The organism is Nesterenkonia sp. Act20 (genome assembly GCF_019173455.1).
Lineage (GTDB): Bacteria > Actinomycetota > Actinomycetes > Actinomycetales > Micrococcaceae > Nesterenkonia.
This window is the reverse complement of the sequence record NZ_JADPQH010000001.1, coordinates 491,030-505,995: the sequence shown is the minus strand read 5'-3', so window position 1 is coordinate 505,995 and position 14,966 is coordinate 491,030. Positions and strand designations below refer to the sequence as shown.

The window sequence follows — 14,966 nt, the reverse complement described above, 5'->3', positions numbered from 1 at the left end:
CATATAAGCCTGGAGCAGTCCGCAGCACTCGGTGCGGGCGTCCACGTACTTTGGGAGACTCACCGTGGCACTGCGCGAACTGACCAAAGAAGAGCGGGACACTGCCCGCCGCAAGGCACTGGCCGCCCGAGTCGAGCGAGCGGACCTTAAGCACGAGTTCGGCAGCGGCGCCATCACCTTCGACGAGGTGCTCAAGCGAGCAGGCGGCTCTGAGGCTGTCGCCCGGCTGAAGACCCTGGAGCTGCTGGAGTCCCTTCCCGGCGTCGGACGCGTCACCGCCACCAAGGTTCTCGAGGATCTCGGAATCTCGGTGAACCGTCGACTGGGTGGACTCGGGGTGAAGCAGAGGCGTGCATTGAAGGAGTATCTGGCAGAATTAGGGTGACCGTCCCAGCCCTAGGAGCAAGTGCATTGTCAGCAGTCCCCGGCAGTCCCGCCGTCACCGTTCTCGCCGGCCCGACTTCTGTCGGCAAATCGACGCTGAGCCGATTCATCCGCACGCACTATCCCGAGGTCCATTTCTCGGTGTCGGCCACCACGCGTCCGCCGCGCCCCAGCGAGGTTGACGGTGTCGATTATCACTTCATCGATGCTGACCGTTTCGACGAACTCGTCGAGCACGGCGACTTCCTGGAATGGGCGACGGTCCACGGCAAGCATCGCTACGGCACGCTGCGCACCACTGTGGACGCGGCCTTGGCCGCCGGCAAGCTCGTCCTGTTGGAGATTGATCTCCAGGGCGCACGCCAGGTCCGCCAGACGATGCCGGAGGCGCAGTTCGTCTTCCTGGCGCCCCCATCATGGGAGGATCTGGTCTCCCGACTCGTCGGTCGCGGCACCGAATCTCAGGAGGAACAGCAGCGCAGGCTGGAAACGGCTAAGATAGAACTTGCTGCAGAGCAGGAATTCGATGTCTCGATCATCAACGACGAGCTCGACCGTGCCGCAGCCGAACTTGTAGCCCGCATGGGCTTCACCCATGCATCACCCCAATCTGAAGGACGACTCCCGAAGTGACTGAGCAGCAAGAAGGCATCATCTACCCGTCGATCGACTCCCTCCTGGAGAAGAGCGATTCCAAGTACGCCCTGGTCCTCTTCGCCGCGAAGCGTGCGCGCCAGATCAACGCCTACTACGCCCAGCTGCATGAGGGTCTCTTCGAATACGTGGGTCCGTTGGTGGACACCAAGCTCAACGAGAAGTCGATGTCCATCTCCCTGCGCGAGATCAACGAGAACCTTCTGGTCAACCACCCCGCGGTCAACCCCGCCTCCTGATCTGGCTCACCTCGGCATCGGCTCGCCGCGGCAATCGCGGCTGAGTCCTGCCGAGGTAATCTGAACCCATGCGCATCGTTCTGGGAGTCAGTGCCGGCATCGCCGCCTATAAGGCCGTGCTGCTGCTTCGTCTGCTGCGGGAGGATGGCCACCAGGTCGATGTGATCCCGACCCCCGCCTCCGAGCAGTTCATCGGCCGGGCCACCTGGGAGGCCCTCAGCGGTCGCGAAGTCACCACTTCGGTGTTCTCCGGGATCGACCAGGTCCGCCACGTCCGCCTCGGACAGGAAGCGGACCTGATCGTCGTCGTGCCCGCCACCGCCGATCTGCTGGCCCGCGCACGTGCCGGAATGGCCGACGACCTGCTCACCACCACGCTGCTCGCCACCGAGGCTCCGGTGTTGCTGGTGCCTGCGATGCACACCGAGATGTGGTGCAACGCGGCCACCGCGGAGAACGTGCAGACCCTGCGGTCTCGCGGGATCGAGGTCATGGAGCCCGCCGTCGGCCGTCTCACCGGCAAGGACACCGGCCCAGGTCGGCTTCCGGAGCCCGAAGACATCTACGTCCGGGTCACTGAGGTGCTCGCTGCAGCACAGAGCCCCACCCACGCCGAGGCGCCACTCGCAGCCGCCTCCGACGCACCCGAGGCCGAGCCCCAGCCCGCGCTGCTGCGCTGCAAGGTCGTCGTCACCGCCGGGGGCACCCGCGAGCCCCTGGACCCGGTCCGCTACCTGGGCAACCGATCCTCGGGCAAACAGGGCCTCGCTCTCGCCGAGACCGCCGCCGCTGCCGGCGCCCGGGTGCACCTCATCGCGGGCATCATGGACCTCCCGGCGCCGAACCTGCCCAACATCACCGTGGAACACATAGAGACTGCCGCGCAGCTGCAGGCCGCCGTCGAGCGCGTGGCCGCCGACGCCGATGTCTTGCTGATGGCCGCCGCCGTCGCGGATTTTCGCCCTGCCGCCTATGCGGCGCAGAAGATCAAGAAGACCGACGACGGCGAGAACCCCGTGATCACGCTTGAACGCAATCCCGACATCCTCGCCGAAGCAGTGGTGCGGCGCGACTCCTCCGGGGCGGGGCCCGGGGTCATCGTCGGCTTCGCCGCAGAGACCGGAAGCGCCGATGCGACTCCTTTGGAGCTCGCGCAGACCAAACTGATGCGCAAGGGCTGTGACCTGCTGGTGTTGAATCAGGTGGGGGAGAACCTCGTCTTCGGGCGCGATGAGACCGAGATCCACATCCTCACCTCACCAGCTCGCGCGGCCCAGGCCGAGGGAGACGCCGCGGAGAATGCCTCCGACGTGCTCACCCTGCGCGGCACGAAGCATGAGGCCGCTGCGGCCATCCTCAAGCGGGTCGCCGCTTACGTCGTGTGAAGCCTCGCGTTCGACGCCGGAACCTGCTCACGTAGGATTACCGAGTGACGAATTCCAGCGCCCCAGCAGCGGCCTCCTCTCTGCGTCTGTTCAGCTCCGAATCGGTGACCATCGGGCACCCGGACAAGATCTGTGACCAGATCTCCGATGCCATCCTCGACGCGCTCCTCGCCGAGGATGCGAACTCGCGGGTGGCAGTGGAGACGCTGACCACCACAGGGTTGGTCCATGTGGCGGGCGAGGTCACCACCTCGGGGTATGTGGAGATTCCGCAGATCGTGCGCAACACGCTGCTCGACATCGGCTACGACTCCTCGGCCAACGGCTTCGACGGAGCCCGATGCGGCGTCTCGATCTCCATCGGTCAGCAGTCCCCGGAGATCTTCGCCGGGGTGTTCAACTCCATGGAGGCTCGTGGAGGCGCCGATGATCGACGGGACGCTCAGGGCGCCGGCGACCAGGGCATCATGTTCGGCTACGCCACCAATGAGACGCCCACCTATATGCCCAGCGCCATCTCGCTGGCGCATCAGCTCTCCGCCCAGCTGACCCAGGTCCGGCAGAGCGGCGAGCTCGCCTACCTGCGACCTGACGGCAAGACCCAGGTCACCATCGGCTACGACGGCGACCGGCCGGTCAGCCTGGACACCGTGGTGGTCTCCACGCAGCACACCTCAGACATCTCGCAGGAACAGCTGCGTGGTGACATCAGCGAACAGGTCATCGCCCCGGTGTTGGGACACACAGACCTGGACCTTGGGGCCCTCTCCGAGATCATCAACCCCTCCGGGCCCTTCGTCGTCGGCGGGCCTGTGGGCGACGCCGGACTGACCGGACGCAAGATCATCGTGGACACCTATGGCGGCTTCTCGCGCCACGGCGGCGGCGCCTTCTCCGGCAAGGACCCGTCCAAGGTGGACCGCTCGGCCGCCTACGCGATGCGCTGGGTGGCCAAGAACGTGGTCGCGGCAGGCCTTGCGGACCGCGCCGAGATTCAGATCGCCTACGCGATCGGCCGTGCCCGGCCGGTGGGAATCTATGTGGAGACCTTTGGGACCGAGAAGGTGGACCCCGTGCAGATCTCCGCGGCCATCGACGCTGTGTTCGACCTGCGTCCGCTGGGCATCATCGAAGATCTCGACCTGCTGCGGCCGATCTACCGGGAGACCTCCAAGAACGGCCACTTCGGCCGGGAAGGGGACAACTTCCCCTGGGAGCGCCTCGACCGGGTCGAGGCGCTGAAGTCCTTCTTCAACGCCTGACACTGTCTTCGACGCCTGACACTGTCTTCGAGGACAACGTCCGGCGCCTGCCTCCGGGATTCAGTTGTGGCGGTTCAGGTGCGGAATTCAGGTGCGGCGGTTCAGGTGCGCCGGTTCAGGCCCCGGGAAGCGGGCGAGCCGTCCCGCGCCAGCTGCGATAGGCCCAGATCGTCATGCCCACCACCACGATCCAGGCCACAGCGACCACGGCGCCGTGCATCACCGACGGTTCAGCGATGAATGCGCCCAGGGCGACCAGGGAGACCTGACCGGGCACAGTGGCGATCACGCTGGCCACGACGAAGTCGCGCTGGGTCACGCCGAAGGCGCCGCCGCCGTAGTTCACCGGCCAATACGGCACTCCGGGCGTCAGTCGCAGGGCGAAGACCGCCTCGAAGCCGGCGTTCTGCAGGCGGGTCTCCACGGTGTCCGCATGGGATCCCAGGAGTCTGCGCACTGCTTGAGCACCCAGCGATCGTGCCAGGTGATAGGCGGCCCAGCAGCCGATCAGCACGCCGATCACGGAGAGCAGACTTCCCTCGAGGATGCCGAAGATGAATCCACCGCTGATCGCCATGATCGTCACCGGAATGGGCGTCATCGCGACCACGGCATAGAGCAGGACGAACACGATCCAGCCGGCCCAGCCGTAGGCCTCGATCCGGCTCTGCAGCGTGTCCACCGAGGGTAGGCGCAGATTGAACGCCGCATAGACCATCACCAGCAGCACGGCGACCAGCAGGGCGTTGCGCAGGAACGATCCCCAGGCCGGTCGGAGGGACTTCTCACTCATCTGAGTAACTCTACGCACCGAGGGGCCGGAGTCCTGCTGCACGCTCGGTGTCCGTGGCGCGGGATACGATTCCAGGGCAGTGGAAATCCCTGCAAGGAGGTGAGTGGACGTGGCGCAGGAGCAGGGTCCCCAGGCGCAGAGGCACTCGAATCAGCCTGCCCTGCTGGATTCGCTGGCGCCCGCGCCTGCACCTGCGCTGCCCGCTGGTGCCACCGATGATCTTCCGGTGGCGGAGGTGCTGTTGGAATCAGCGGTCCCACACCTCGACCGGCCCTTCGACTACGTGGTGCCCATCGATCTCGCGGACAAGATCGTGCCCGGCTGCCGGGTCAAGCTCAGGTTCTCCGGACGGGAGATGACCGGCTACGTGATTCGTCGCAAAGAGGAGCCTGCCACCACCTCACGCCTCTCGCTGATCACCAAGCTGGTCACCGCCCTGCCGGTCCTGGCGGAGGACATCCTTGACATCGCCCAGCAGGTGGCCGAGCGCGGCGCAGGCGTCACCGCCGATGTGCTGCGTGCAGCCATCCCACCCCGTGCGGCGCGCGTAGAGAAGGACTATGCGGGACTGACCGCACCCCGTCCTGTGCTCGAGAGGGAGAACCCCGGCCTTCGCACGGCAGCGCTGGCACTGAAGTCCTTCGGCGAGCAGTCTTGGACGCTGCAGATCCTGCAGCGCGTGCGCGCCTGCCTGGAGGCCGGCGGGGACGCCGTCGTCGTCGTCCCGGATCAGCGCGATGTGGAGTCACTCATGGAGGTGCTCACCGCGGAGCTGGGCAGTGGCGTGGCCGTGCAGCTCACTGCGGAGATGGGGCCCTCCGCGCGCTATCGGTCCTTCCTGCAGGTGCGCTTCGGCCAGGCGCGGGTGGTGGTCGGCACCCGCTCTGCGATCTTCGCCCCGGTGGCGCGGCTGCGTCTGCTGGTCATCTTCGAAGACGCCGAGGCGACCCACGCTGAGCCGCGTGCCCCCTATCACCACGTCCGGGAAGTCGCGCTGCTGCGCACCGTGCAGACCGGCGCGGAACTCGTCATGCTCTCCACCTCGCGCAGCCTGGAGGTCCAGCGGCTGGTGGAGCGCGGGTGGCTCACCGAGACCGCGCCTGCGCGAGAGGAGCGTCGTGCGGCGGCCCCGCGGATGATCGCCACCGCAGACTCCTACCAGCAGGAGCGCGAGCCCGCCTTCCGGCAGGCCCGTCTTCCCGCGGCCGCGTATAAGGCTGCGCGGGAGGGACTGCAGCACGGCCCGGTGCTCGTGCAGGTCGCGCGCAGCGGGTTCATCCCCGCCGTGCTGTGTGAACGCTGCCGCGCCCGCCAGCAGTGCCCGCAGTGTCACGGCCCGCTGAGCCTTCCCGCCCATCACGGTCAGTCGCACACGCTGAAATGCCGCTGGTGCGGACTCCATCACCGCAACCACCGGTGCGCCGAGTGCGGCTCGACCACCTTTCGCGCCGGAACGCGAGGCGCGGACCGCACCGCCCAGGAGCTCGGTCGTGCCTTCCCCAACACGCCGGTGGTCTCGTCGACCTCCGACCACCCCATCGATCAGGTGGGCGAGGAGCCCGCACTGGTGGTCTCCACACCCGGAGTGGAGCCGGTCGCGCGGACGGGCTACGCAGCGGCACTGCTGCTGGACGGGGACACCCAGCTGAGCCGCGAGGGGCTCGACGTGCCGCGCCAGGTGCTCGCACGCTGGTTCCGCGCATCGACACTGGTGCGCAGACATCAGGACGACGGCGGCACTGTGGTCATCACGGCCGACGCCGAGGAGCTGACCTCTGCGCTCATCCGCTGGGATCCGGTCTCCTACGCTCGACGCGAGCTCTACAACCGACTGGAGCTGGGGCTCCCTCCGGCCCAGCGCATGCTCAGCCTCACCGGGGACCCCGCCGAAGCCGAGGCCTTCCTTGCCCAGGTGCGGCTTCCCCCGGGCAGGAGCTGGATCGGTCCCTCGGCGCTGGAGGACGGACGCCACCGCTACCTGCTGTTCTTCGGATACGCCGAGGCCAGCTCGGTGGTCACCGAGATCCGACGGATCCGGCGAACGCACAGCGCGGCTCCGCCGGGTGCAGCGCGGTCAGGGCGGGGACTGCGGATCGCCATGGACGACGTGCCAAGCCTGCAGTTCTAGCCCAGCCGGCCGTGCTCCTCCCGGGCGTCGGGCTGATCGAGGCTCAGCAGGAATCGACGCAGGGCACGGGCGGCCTGTGCCGGCTTCTCATAGTGGAGCAGATGCCCGGTGCCGTGCAGCACCTCGAGCTCTCCGTGGGGAAGCGCTCGGCGCAGACCGCGCTGCCCGGCAGGTGTGCTCAGCTGGTCCTGGGACCCAGGGGCGAGCAGCACCGGAAGGTGCAGGTCGGCAGCAAATTCGGTCACCGTATGGCGGCTCGATGCCCAGTAGGCCTGCAGGAGCGTGCGCGGGTCGGAATAGCTGCTGAAGTATCGCCGGTGTTGATCGCGGATATATCCGATCAGGGCCGGATCTCGGGACACGATCATCGAGGCGTTCGTGACCGCCAGAGCGAGGGGGGAGTGAAGGACCAGCTGCGCTGCGCGGGCTGGGAGCGCTCGGGCGAGGCGGTAGTAGGCGTCGACCCCGGCGGCACCGGGCAGCAGCCGACCCGCGAAGATGTCGTTGCTGATCGGCGCGAAGAGCCCCAATCCCGCCCAGCGCTGGAGCTTTCCGCCGCGCTCGCGGTGCGCCACATGGGCGGCCACGATGATCGATCCGAAGGAGTGACCCACCAGGACGTCATGAGGCCCGAGGCTGAGTTCATCGGCGAGTGCCTCGACGAATGCCGCGTAGGCGTCGAGGTCATGTTCTCCGGGTTCGCCTTGTTCGCGCTTCAGTGGAGCGGTCTCGCCGAAGCCGGGAAGGTCCGGCACGAAGATCTCATACTCGGGCAGCGCATCGACGATCAGCGCCATGCCGTGGTGGTCTCCGCGGAATCCGTGGATGAACAGCAGCCGCGGAGCCGCGTCCTGCGCCTGCGAATCAGCTCGAGGTGCGGGGGAGTAGCGCCAGACCGCAGCCGAGGTGCTCAGCCGGGCGCCGTCGTCGTCGGGCAAGACGAAGCTCAGCGGAATCTGGTGGCGGGTTCCTGTTCGAGCCGGGTGCTCGGTCCACGGGCGGATCACTGCGTCAGCCTACCTTTCGAACTCCATTAGACTGGCCGGGTCCAAGACTCGACCCATCGACGACGAGGTGCCCCCCAGGTGAGCAACGCGCGCGAAACCGCTGCAGCAGAGACCGCTGTGACTCAGCCCGCTACCCCATCCGCTGCCGCGGAGGGTGGGGAGAAGAAGCTGTACTCCTTCCAGGAGATGGAAGCGCGCTGGCTGCCCCTCTGGGAGGAACAGGGCACCTTCGTGGTGGATCCTGCCGATACGCGGGAGAAGAAGTACGTGCTGGACATGTTCCCGTACCCCTCCGGTGATCTGCATATGGGCCACGCCGAGGCCTTCGCGATCGGCGACATCCCGGCCCGCTACGCGAGGCTGCGCGGCTACAACGTGCTGCACCCGATCGGCTGGGACTCCTTCGGGCTGCCCGCCGAGAACGCCGCGATCAAGAACGATGCGCACCCTGCCGACTGGACCTACGCGAACATCGAGACCCAGGCGGCCTCCTTCAAGCGCTACGGCATCAGCGCCGACTGGACCCGCCGGCTGCACACCTCGGATGAGTCCTACTACCGGTGGACCCAGTGGCTGTTCCTGCAGTTCTACAACAAGGGCCTCGCGTACAAGAAGGACTCCCCGGTCAACTGGTGCCCGAAGGACCAGACCGTGCTGGCCAATGAGCAGGTCGTCGACGGCGCCTGTGAACGCTGCGGCACCGCGGTGATCAAGAAGTCTCTGAACCAGTGGTACTTCAAGATCACCGACTACGCCGACCGGCTGCTCGAAGACATGGAACAGCTCAAGGGCCACTGGCCCGACCGGGTGCTCTCCATGCAGCGCAACTGGATCGGGCGTTCCACCGGCGCCTCTGTGCGCTATGAGATCAAGCCGGCTTCAGACGGCGCAGACCATGCCCCGGTGGAGGTCTTCACCACCCGTCCTGACACGCTCTACGGGGTCACCTTCATGGTGGTCGCCGCCGACGCCGACCTGGCCATGGACCTGGTCACCGAAGGACAGCGCGCCGAGCTGGAGTCCTACCGGGCGGCGCTGGGCAGCGTCTCCGACATCGAACGCCAGTCGGCCGAGCGGGAGCGCACCGGTGTGTTCCTGGGCCGCTACGCGATCCACCCGATCACCGGCGAAGAGCTGCCGCTCTGGGCCTCGGACTACGTGCTCGCCGACTACGGCACCGGCGCGGTGATGGGCGTGCCCGCCCATGACCAGCGTGACCTGGAGTTCGCCAAGACCATGGGACTGCAGATCCGCGTGGTCGTGGACACCGGGGATGAGGATCCCGCCGAGACCGGCACCGCCACCGCCGGGGAAGGGACGGCCGTGAACTCCCCGGCCTGGGAGGGCCTGGGCAAGGACGCCGCGATCACCCGCGCCATCGAGGTGCTGGCTGAGAACAGCGTCGGCGAGGCCAAGGTCAACTACCGGCTGCGCGACTGGCTGCTCTCCCGCCAGCGCTTCTGGGGTGCCCCGATCCCGATCATCCACTGCCAGGCCTGCGGCGAGGTCCCGGTGCCCGAGGACCAGCTCCCGGTCACGCTGCCCACCGGCATGCGCGGCGAACAGCTCGCGCCCAAGGGCAAGTCTCCGCTGGCCGGAGCCGCTGACTGGGTCAACGTGGACTGCCCCTCCTGCGGCGGAGCCGCCACTCGCGACACCGACACCATGGACACCTTCGTGGACTCCTCCTGGTATTACCTGCGCTATATCGACCCGAACAACAGCCAAGAGATCTTCCCGAGCGAGGAGATCAACAAGTGGCTCCCGGTGGATCAGTATGTGGGCGGCGTGGAACACGCCATCCTGCACCTGCTCTACTCACGCTTCTTCACCAAGGTGCTCTTCGACCTGGGCCTGGTGAACTTCACCGAGCCGTTCAAGGCGCTGCTGAACCAGGGCCAGGTGCTCAACGGCGGCAAGGCCATGTCCAAGTCCTTGGGCAATGGCGTGAATCTCGGCGAGCAGCTCGACGCCTATGGAGTGGACGCTGTGCGGCTGACCATGGTGTTCGCCGGGCCGCCCGAGGACGACGTGGACTGGGCAGACGTCTCACCAGCGGGCTCCGCGAAGTTCCTGGCCCGCGCCTGGCGCGTCGCCCAGGACGTCACCTCCGCCACGGGCGTTGATCCCTCCACCGGCGCGGCCGGTCTGCGCGCAGTCACGCACCGTACCGTCCAGGACGCCGCTCACCTGGTGGAGGACAAGAAGTTCAATGTGGTGATCGCACGGGTCATGGAGCTGGTCAACGCGGCGCGCAAGGAGATCGACACCGGCGCCGGCGCGGCCGATCCTGCCGTGCGGGAGGCTGCTGAGGTCACCGCGCAGATCCTTTCCCTGGTGGCGCCCTACACCGCCGAGGACATGTGGGCCATGCTCGGCCACGAGCCCTCGGTGGCGAACTCGTCCTGGCCGGTTGTGGACGAGTCGCTGCTCGTGCAGGACACCGTCACCGCGGTGATCCAGGTCAAGGGCAAGCTGCGCGACAAGATCGAGGTTCCGGCAGACATCACAGAAGATGAGCTGCAGACCCAGGCGCTGGCGCTGCCGAAGATCCAGCGCTACATCACCGAAGGCGGGGGAGTGCGCAAGGTGATCGTGCGCGCCCCAAAGCTGGTGAACGTCGTGACGGGCTGAGTTGCCGATGACCGCCCCGCCGGAACGCTGCCAGCAGAGCCTGGCCCGATGGCGCAGTGCCGTCGAGGCGGAGCTGCTGCGCCGCCGAGCGGCGCTGCCGGGGCGCAAGCCGAATCTGCGTCGCAAGAAGGGGCGGATCGCGGTGGTCACGGATTCCTCCTGCTCGCTTCCGGTGGATCGCCGCACCCAGGAGGTTCTGCTCGGCCAGGTGGGCGCCAATATCGTGGCCGTGCCGATCCCGGTGATGATCGGCGGACAGATCTACCCGGAGACCAGCGCCGAACTGGACCGGGACCTTCCGCTGGCCCTCGCCCAGGGCACGGAGGTGCGCACCTCCCGCCCTTCGCCGGGCCGGCTGCTGGAGTCCTACCAGGAGCTCAAGGACCAGGGCTACGCCGGCGTGGTCTCGATCCACCTCTCGGCCCGCCTCTCCGGGACCGTGGAGGCCGCGCGTCTCGCCGCCGGTCAGCTGGACTTCCCGGTGACCGTGGTGGACTCCGCGCAGGCGGGGCTCGCACTGGGTCACAGCGTGATCGACGCCGCGATGACCGCACAGCTCGGTGGAACCCTCTCGGCGGTGGCGGAGTCGGCGGCCCGCACCGCGCGGGACTCGGAGTCACTCTTCGTGCTGTCTCAGCTGGACCAGCTGCGCCGCGGCGGGCGGATCAACGCCATGGCGACCTTGATCGGTGGTCTGCTCTGGGTCAAGCCGCTCCTGCAGCTGGTCGACGGTGAGATCCACCCTGTGGAGCGCCCCCGCACCATGGTCCGCGCGCTGGAACGGCTTCAGGTGCGAGTCACCGAGCAGGCCCAGTCGATGCAGTTCCCCCGAATCGCCGTCCACGGATTCGGAAACGATCTGCAGGCACTGCAGCTTGCAGAAGCACTGGAGCCCCTCTCCGCGACGCCTATCCCCGTGGTTGCTCTTCCCCCCGCGCTGGGCGCACACCTCGGTCTCGGGGCCCTTGCTGTCTCGCTGAGCCCCACGCCCTGATCCTCTCGCTCTGACCCCCACGCCCTGATCCCGTCGGCGAGGTCTTGTTCCCCGACTGAGCGCTGAGCGAGTTTTCCCCAGCGCGGTGCCCACGACGACGCCGGGCGGTCTCACGCACAGAGACGAGGTTCGCGTCCGCGCTGGATCCGCCGCGCCCTAGCCTGAGCGCATGGAGGCATGGCCGGAGGACGAGCTGTCACGTCGGGAGCGCCTGCGGGCGCAGCGCGAGGCTGCCCACGCCGCTCCCGCCCGCATCGGCATGCGACTGACCGCAGTGATCGTGATCGTCATCGCCCTGCTCGCATGGCTGGCGGTCTCCTGGTCCACGAGCACGCGGTCCGCCTCCGCGCCGGTGCCGGAACCGCCGACGCTGGTCACGGGCGCGCCCGAGACGGGCGATGGTGCTGCGTCCGCCGGGGCCGCGCGGGGTGACTCCGAGGATGCTCCCGGACACGTAAATGGTGCTGCGCCATCTCAAGCGCCGGACAGTGCAGGTCTGAACATCTCGGAGTCCGGCACCGAAGAGGTCGGGGAATCGGTGGTGCACGTCAGCGGCGCGGTCAAAGCTCCCGGTGTGGTGGAGCTGCCTCCTGGATCCCGGGTGCACGAGGCGATCGAGGCGGCCGGAGGCATGACCAAGGAGGCCGATGCGGGAGGACTGAACCTTGCGGCGCCGGTACAGGACGGCACGTTGATCTGGGTGCCCACACCAGAGGAGCTCAAGAGCGGCGCCGGGCCACCGGGACAGGCGCAGAATCCTGCGCCCGGTGTGGGTCGGGCGCCGGAACAGACCGGCTCCTCGGTCCAAGGACCCACCGAGCTGATCAACCTCAACACCGCCGATGCCCAGACCCTGGACGAGCTGCCGGGAATCGGGCCCGCCCTCTCCGAGCGGATCATCGCCCACCGGGAGACCAACGGACCCTTCGGGTCCCTGGAGGAGCTGGCCGCGGTCAGCGGCATCGGTCCGGTCATCCTGGCCGACGTGGAAGGCCTGGTCACCTGGTGAAGGACCGCCGGCCCCTGGACCTGCGACTGCTTCCGACGGCGCTGTCGGCATGGGCGGCAGGGTTGGCGGCGGTTCACCTCGAGTGGGGACAGGCACTTCAACTGGGTTGGACATTGGTTCTGGCCGGGGCACTGCTGACCGCGACGGCGTGCCTGCTGAACCGGCTTGTCGCCGACGTCGTGCCGCTGCACGTGCTGCTGTGCTGCGTCGTGGCCGGCCTGGTGGCGCTGACTGCGGGCGCACAGGGTCGAGAGTTGAGCGACCGAGGTTGGGAGGAAGCGGTTCAGTCCGAGGCGCCGGTGACCGTGACCGTCAGAATCATGGGACAGCCGAGAACCCTGGTGGGGACGGGGTTCGACGGCGAGGACCAGGTCCTGGCCCAGGCCGTGGTGGAACAGGCGCAGTGGCCGGGAGAGTCCGCCCCTACTCTGGTCGACGCTCCGGTGGTCATACTCGCGGCGGCCACCGAAGACGAGGAGCCCTTCACCGCTGGGCACCGCTACCAGGGTCTGGTGCGACTCTCACCGACGGATCCCGGTGAACGCGCGAGCGCGATGGTATTCCCCTTCGGAGAGGACCTGACGCGGATTCCAACCGACGACCGCAGCGAGATCGCAGACATCTTCAATCGGCTGCGCGCCGGCACGGCCGAGGCATCGGCCCACGCGCTCGGAGACGCTCCGGCCCTGCTGCCGGGTCTGATCCTCGGAGATCGAACTCGCCAGGACGCCGACCTCAGCGAGGCGATGCGCGAAGCGGGCCTGAGCCATCTGACCGCGGTCAGCGGAGCCAACTGTGCGCTGGTGATGGGATCGCTGATGGGTCTGGTGCGACTCCTGCGGCTTCCACGCTGGTCCACCGTGCCGGTTGCGCTTCTCGGACTGGTGCTCTTCGTGTTCCTGGTCCACCCCGAGCCGAGCGTGATACGAGCAGGGGTCATGGGCAGCATCTCGGCACTGGCCCTCTTCGCGGGTCGCGGACGGTCAGCATTCTCGCTGCTCTGTGTCTGCGTGGTGGGGCTGCTGATCATGGATCCGTTCTACGCCATGGAGCCTGCCTTCCAGCTTTCTGCAGCGGCCACGGCCGGGATCGTCATCGTCGGGACTCGAATCAAGGAGAGGCTCGAACGTCTCATGCCTGCTTGGATCGCTGCTCCGCTGGCGTTGGCCTTCTCTGCCCAGCTCTTCGTGATCCCCGTGCTGCTTCCGCTCTCGGGGGGAGTGAACACCTATGCGGTGCCGGCGAACCTTCTGGCTGCGCCCTTCGTCCCCTTCGTCACGGTCCCTGGAACCTTCGCTGCGATCATTTCCACGGTGCTGCCCTGGGCCGCCATCGTCATCCTCTGGTGCAGTGGACTTGCCGCAGCATGTCTGGGGCTCATCGGACGTGCTGTGGCGTCGCTTCCCCAGGCCCTGGCCCCGTGGCCCCAAGAGGGACTTGGTGTGGCGCTGACCGTTCTCTATCTCAGCGCGGCTGTGATTCTGGGGATCGGCCTGGTCGGAGGATTCCGGCGCTGGCACGCACCAGTTTTCGCCGCCGCGGCGGGGGGAATGTTGGCGGTGGTGCTGCCTGCCGCCGTGCTGGTGTCGCCTGAGCTTCCCGCGGCTTGGCGGGTCGCGCTGTGCGATGTCGGTCAGGGGGACATGCTGGTGGTGCGCACCCAGGAATCGGCGGGGATCGTGGTCGATGCCGGGGAGGACCCGTCGCTGGCCGAGGCATGTCTCGCGCAGTTGGAGATCCAGACCGTGGAGGCGCTGCTGGTCACTCACGAACACCGAGATCACTATGGCGGTGTCGAGGGGGTGATCGCGAAGGACGAACCCGATATGGTGCTCTACTCGGCCAGCGAAGAATGGGACCTCGACGTTGAGAGCGCGGCGATCGCGGGACTTCCTCCAAGCGTGGCGGTGCATCGCGCCCGGCCAGGTGACACCCTGGCGTATACGGAACAGCTGACCGTCCGGTTGAGAGTCTGGTCCGCCGATACGCACCACGCAGAGGCCAATGACAACTCCCTGGTGGCCTTCTTCGAGATCAGCGATCCTGAGCTGCCCCCTGGTGTGGTGGGATCCGCCCAGGACCCGCTCACGCTGCTCACCACCGGGGATATGGAGGAAGAGGCTGCGGCGGCCATGATCCGAGGCAAAGGCCTGCCCGCCGAGGTTCATCTGCTGAAGGTAGCCCACCACGGGGCCGCCAACGGCGGGACCGAGCTGCTTCAGGCGACACGTCCCGAGGTGGCGCTGATCGGGGTGGGGGAAGACAACAGCTATGGCCACCCGGGAGCGTCGATCCTGCGCGCGCTGGAGGATCTGGGTGCGGCCGTGTACCGCACGGACATCCACGGCACCGTGGTGATCGGCGCGGACCGGGACGGCCTGGAGGCCTCAACGTTGCCCTGAAGAGTCTGGGAACAGCGCCGCATCTGCCGGCCGTGCCCGCAGGTGCGAACTCTCACCGAGGGATGGGTCGTCGGA

At 67.6% G+C, this 14,966-nt stretch carries 12 protein-coding genes; 10 read left to right on the top strand and 2 right to left on the bottom strand.

Annotated features, from left to right (window positions below; translation table 11 throughout):
* Positions 1–64: 64 nt before the first annotated feature.
* The 5 genes from mihF to metK all read left to right on the top strand — a co-directional run bounded on the left by mihF (position 65) and on the right by metK (position 3,924).
* Positions 65–385, top strand: a complete 321-nt coding sequence (gene mihF, locus IY716_RS02320; RefSeq protein WP_218220024.1) for an integration host factor, actinobacterial type — start codon at positions 65–67, stop codon at positions 383–385.
* A gap of 26 nt (positions 386–411) precedes the next feature.
* The gene (gene gmk, locus IY716_RS02315) at positions 412–1,017 is read left to right on the top strand and encodes a guanylate kinase (RefSeq protein WP_192590599.1); all 606 of its coding nucleotides are present in this window, start codon (positions 412–414) and stop codon (positions 1,015–1,017) included.
* Positions 1,014–1,277, top strand: coding sequence for a DNA-directed RNA polymerase subunit omega (gene rpoZ / locus IY716_RS02310; RefSeq protein ID WP_318779745.1), 264 nt, complete (start codon positions 1,014–1,016; stop codon positions 1,275–1,277). The genes gmk and rpoZ overlap by 4 nt, the downstream gene beginning before the upstream one ends.
* 68 nt (positions 1,278–1,345) lie before the next feature.
* A complete protein-coding gene (gene coaBC, locus IY716_RS02305) occupies positions 1,346–2,662 on the top strand; it encodes a bifunctional phosphopantothenoylcysteine decarboxylase/phosphopantothenate--cysteine ligase CoaBC (protein WP_218220022.1) in 1,317 nt (438 codons plus the stop codon).
* A 44-nt stretch (positions 2,663–2,706) separates the two neighbouring features.
* Entirely contained in the window at positions 2,707–3,924 is a 1,218-nt protein-coding gene (gene metK / locus IY716_RS02300) for a methionine adenosyltransferase (RefSeq protein WP_218220021.1), read from the top strand.
* Between the two features lie 115 nt (positions 3,925–4,039).
* On the opposite strand, the gene IY716_RS02295 is transcribed toward metK, so the two are convergent.
* The gene (locus IY716_RS02295) at positions 4,040–4,717 is read right to left on the bottom strand and encodes a TVP38/TMEM64 family protein (RefSeq protein WP_255316398.1); all 678 of its coding nucleotides are present in this window, start codon (positions 4,715–4,717) and stop codon (positions 4,040–4,042) included.
* 109 nt (positions 4,718–4,826) lie between these two features.
* Between IY716_RS02295 and IY716_RS02290 the strand changes: the two genes are divergently transcribed.
* Positions 4,827–6,845: a primosomal protein N' gene (locus IY716_RS02290; protein WP_218220020.1), complete on the top strand. Its 2,019-nt coding sequence runs from the start codon at positions 4,827–4,829 to the stop codon at positions 6,843–6,845.
* On the opposite strand, the gene IY716_RS02285 is transcribed toward IY716_RS02290, so the two are convergent.
* Entirely contained in the window at positions 6,842–7,852 is a 1,011-nt protein-coding gene (locus IY716_RS02285) for an alpha/beta fold hydrolase (protein WP_218220019.1), read from the bottom strand. The two genes, IY716_RS02290 and IY716_RS02285, sit on opposite strands and share 4 nt — an antisense overlap.
* A 117-nt stretch (positions 7,853–7,969) precedes the next feature.
* Here IY716_RS02285 and leuS point away from each other — a divergent pair, with 117 nt between their 5' ends.
* The 4 genes from leuS (at position 7,970) to IY716_RS02265 (ending at position 14,891) form a co-directional block, all read left to right on the top strand.
* The gene (gene leuS / locus IY716_RS02280; protein WP_218220018.1) at positions 7,970–10,486 is read left to right on the top strand and encodes a leucine--tRNA ligase; all 2,517 of its coding nucleotides are present in this window, start codon (positions 7,970–7,972) and stop codon (positions 10,484–10,486) included.
* Positions 10,487–10,493: 7 nt separating this feature from the next.
* Positions 10,494–11,480 carry a DegV family protein gene (locus tag IY716_RS02275; RefSeq protein ID WP_218220017.1) on the top strand — a complete coding sequence of 329 codons (987 nt, stop codon included), beginning with the start codon at positions 10,494–10,496 and terminating at the stop codon, positions 11,478–11,480.
* A 169-nt stretch (positions 11,481–11,649) separates the two neighbouring features.
* A complete protein-coding gene (locus IY716_RS02270; protein ID WP_218220016.1) occupies positions 11,650–12,489 on the top strand; it encodes a ComEA family DNA-binding protein in 840 nt (279 codons plus the stop codon).
* Positions 12,486–14,891 carry a ComEC/Rec2 family competence protein gene (locus IY716_RS02265; protein ID WP_218220015.1) on the top strand — a complete coding sequence of 802 codons (2,406 nt, stop codon included), beginning with the start codon at positions 12,486–12,488 and terminating at the stop codon, positions 14,889–14,891. Before IY716_RS02270 ends, IY716_RS02265 begins: the two co-directional genes overlap by 4 nt.
* The last annotated feature ends 75 nt before the right edge of the window (positions 14,892–14,966 follow it).

What these genes read in the sequence shown, in the direction of transcription:
- IY716_RS02275 (WP_218220017.1), top strand. Translation starts at nt 10,494, where the DNA reads ATGACCGCCCCGCCGGAACGCTGCCAGCAGAGCCTGGCCCGATGGCGC.
- IY716_RS02295 (WP_255316398.1), bottom strand. Translation starts at nt 4,717, where the DNA reads ATGAGTGAGAAGTCCCTCCGACCGGCCTGGGGATCGTTCCTGCGCAAC.
- coaBC (WP_218220022.1), top strand. Translation starts at nt 1,346, where the DNA reads ATGCGCATCGTTCTGGGAGTCAGTGCCGGCATCGCCGCCTATAAGGCC.
- IY716_RS02270 (WP_218220016.1), top strand. Translation starts at nt 11,650, where the DNA reads ATGGAGGCATGGCCGGAGGACGAGCTGTCACGTCGGGAGCGCCTGCGG.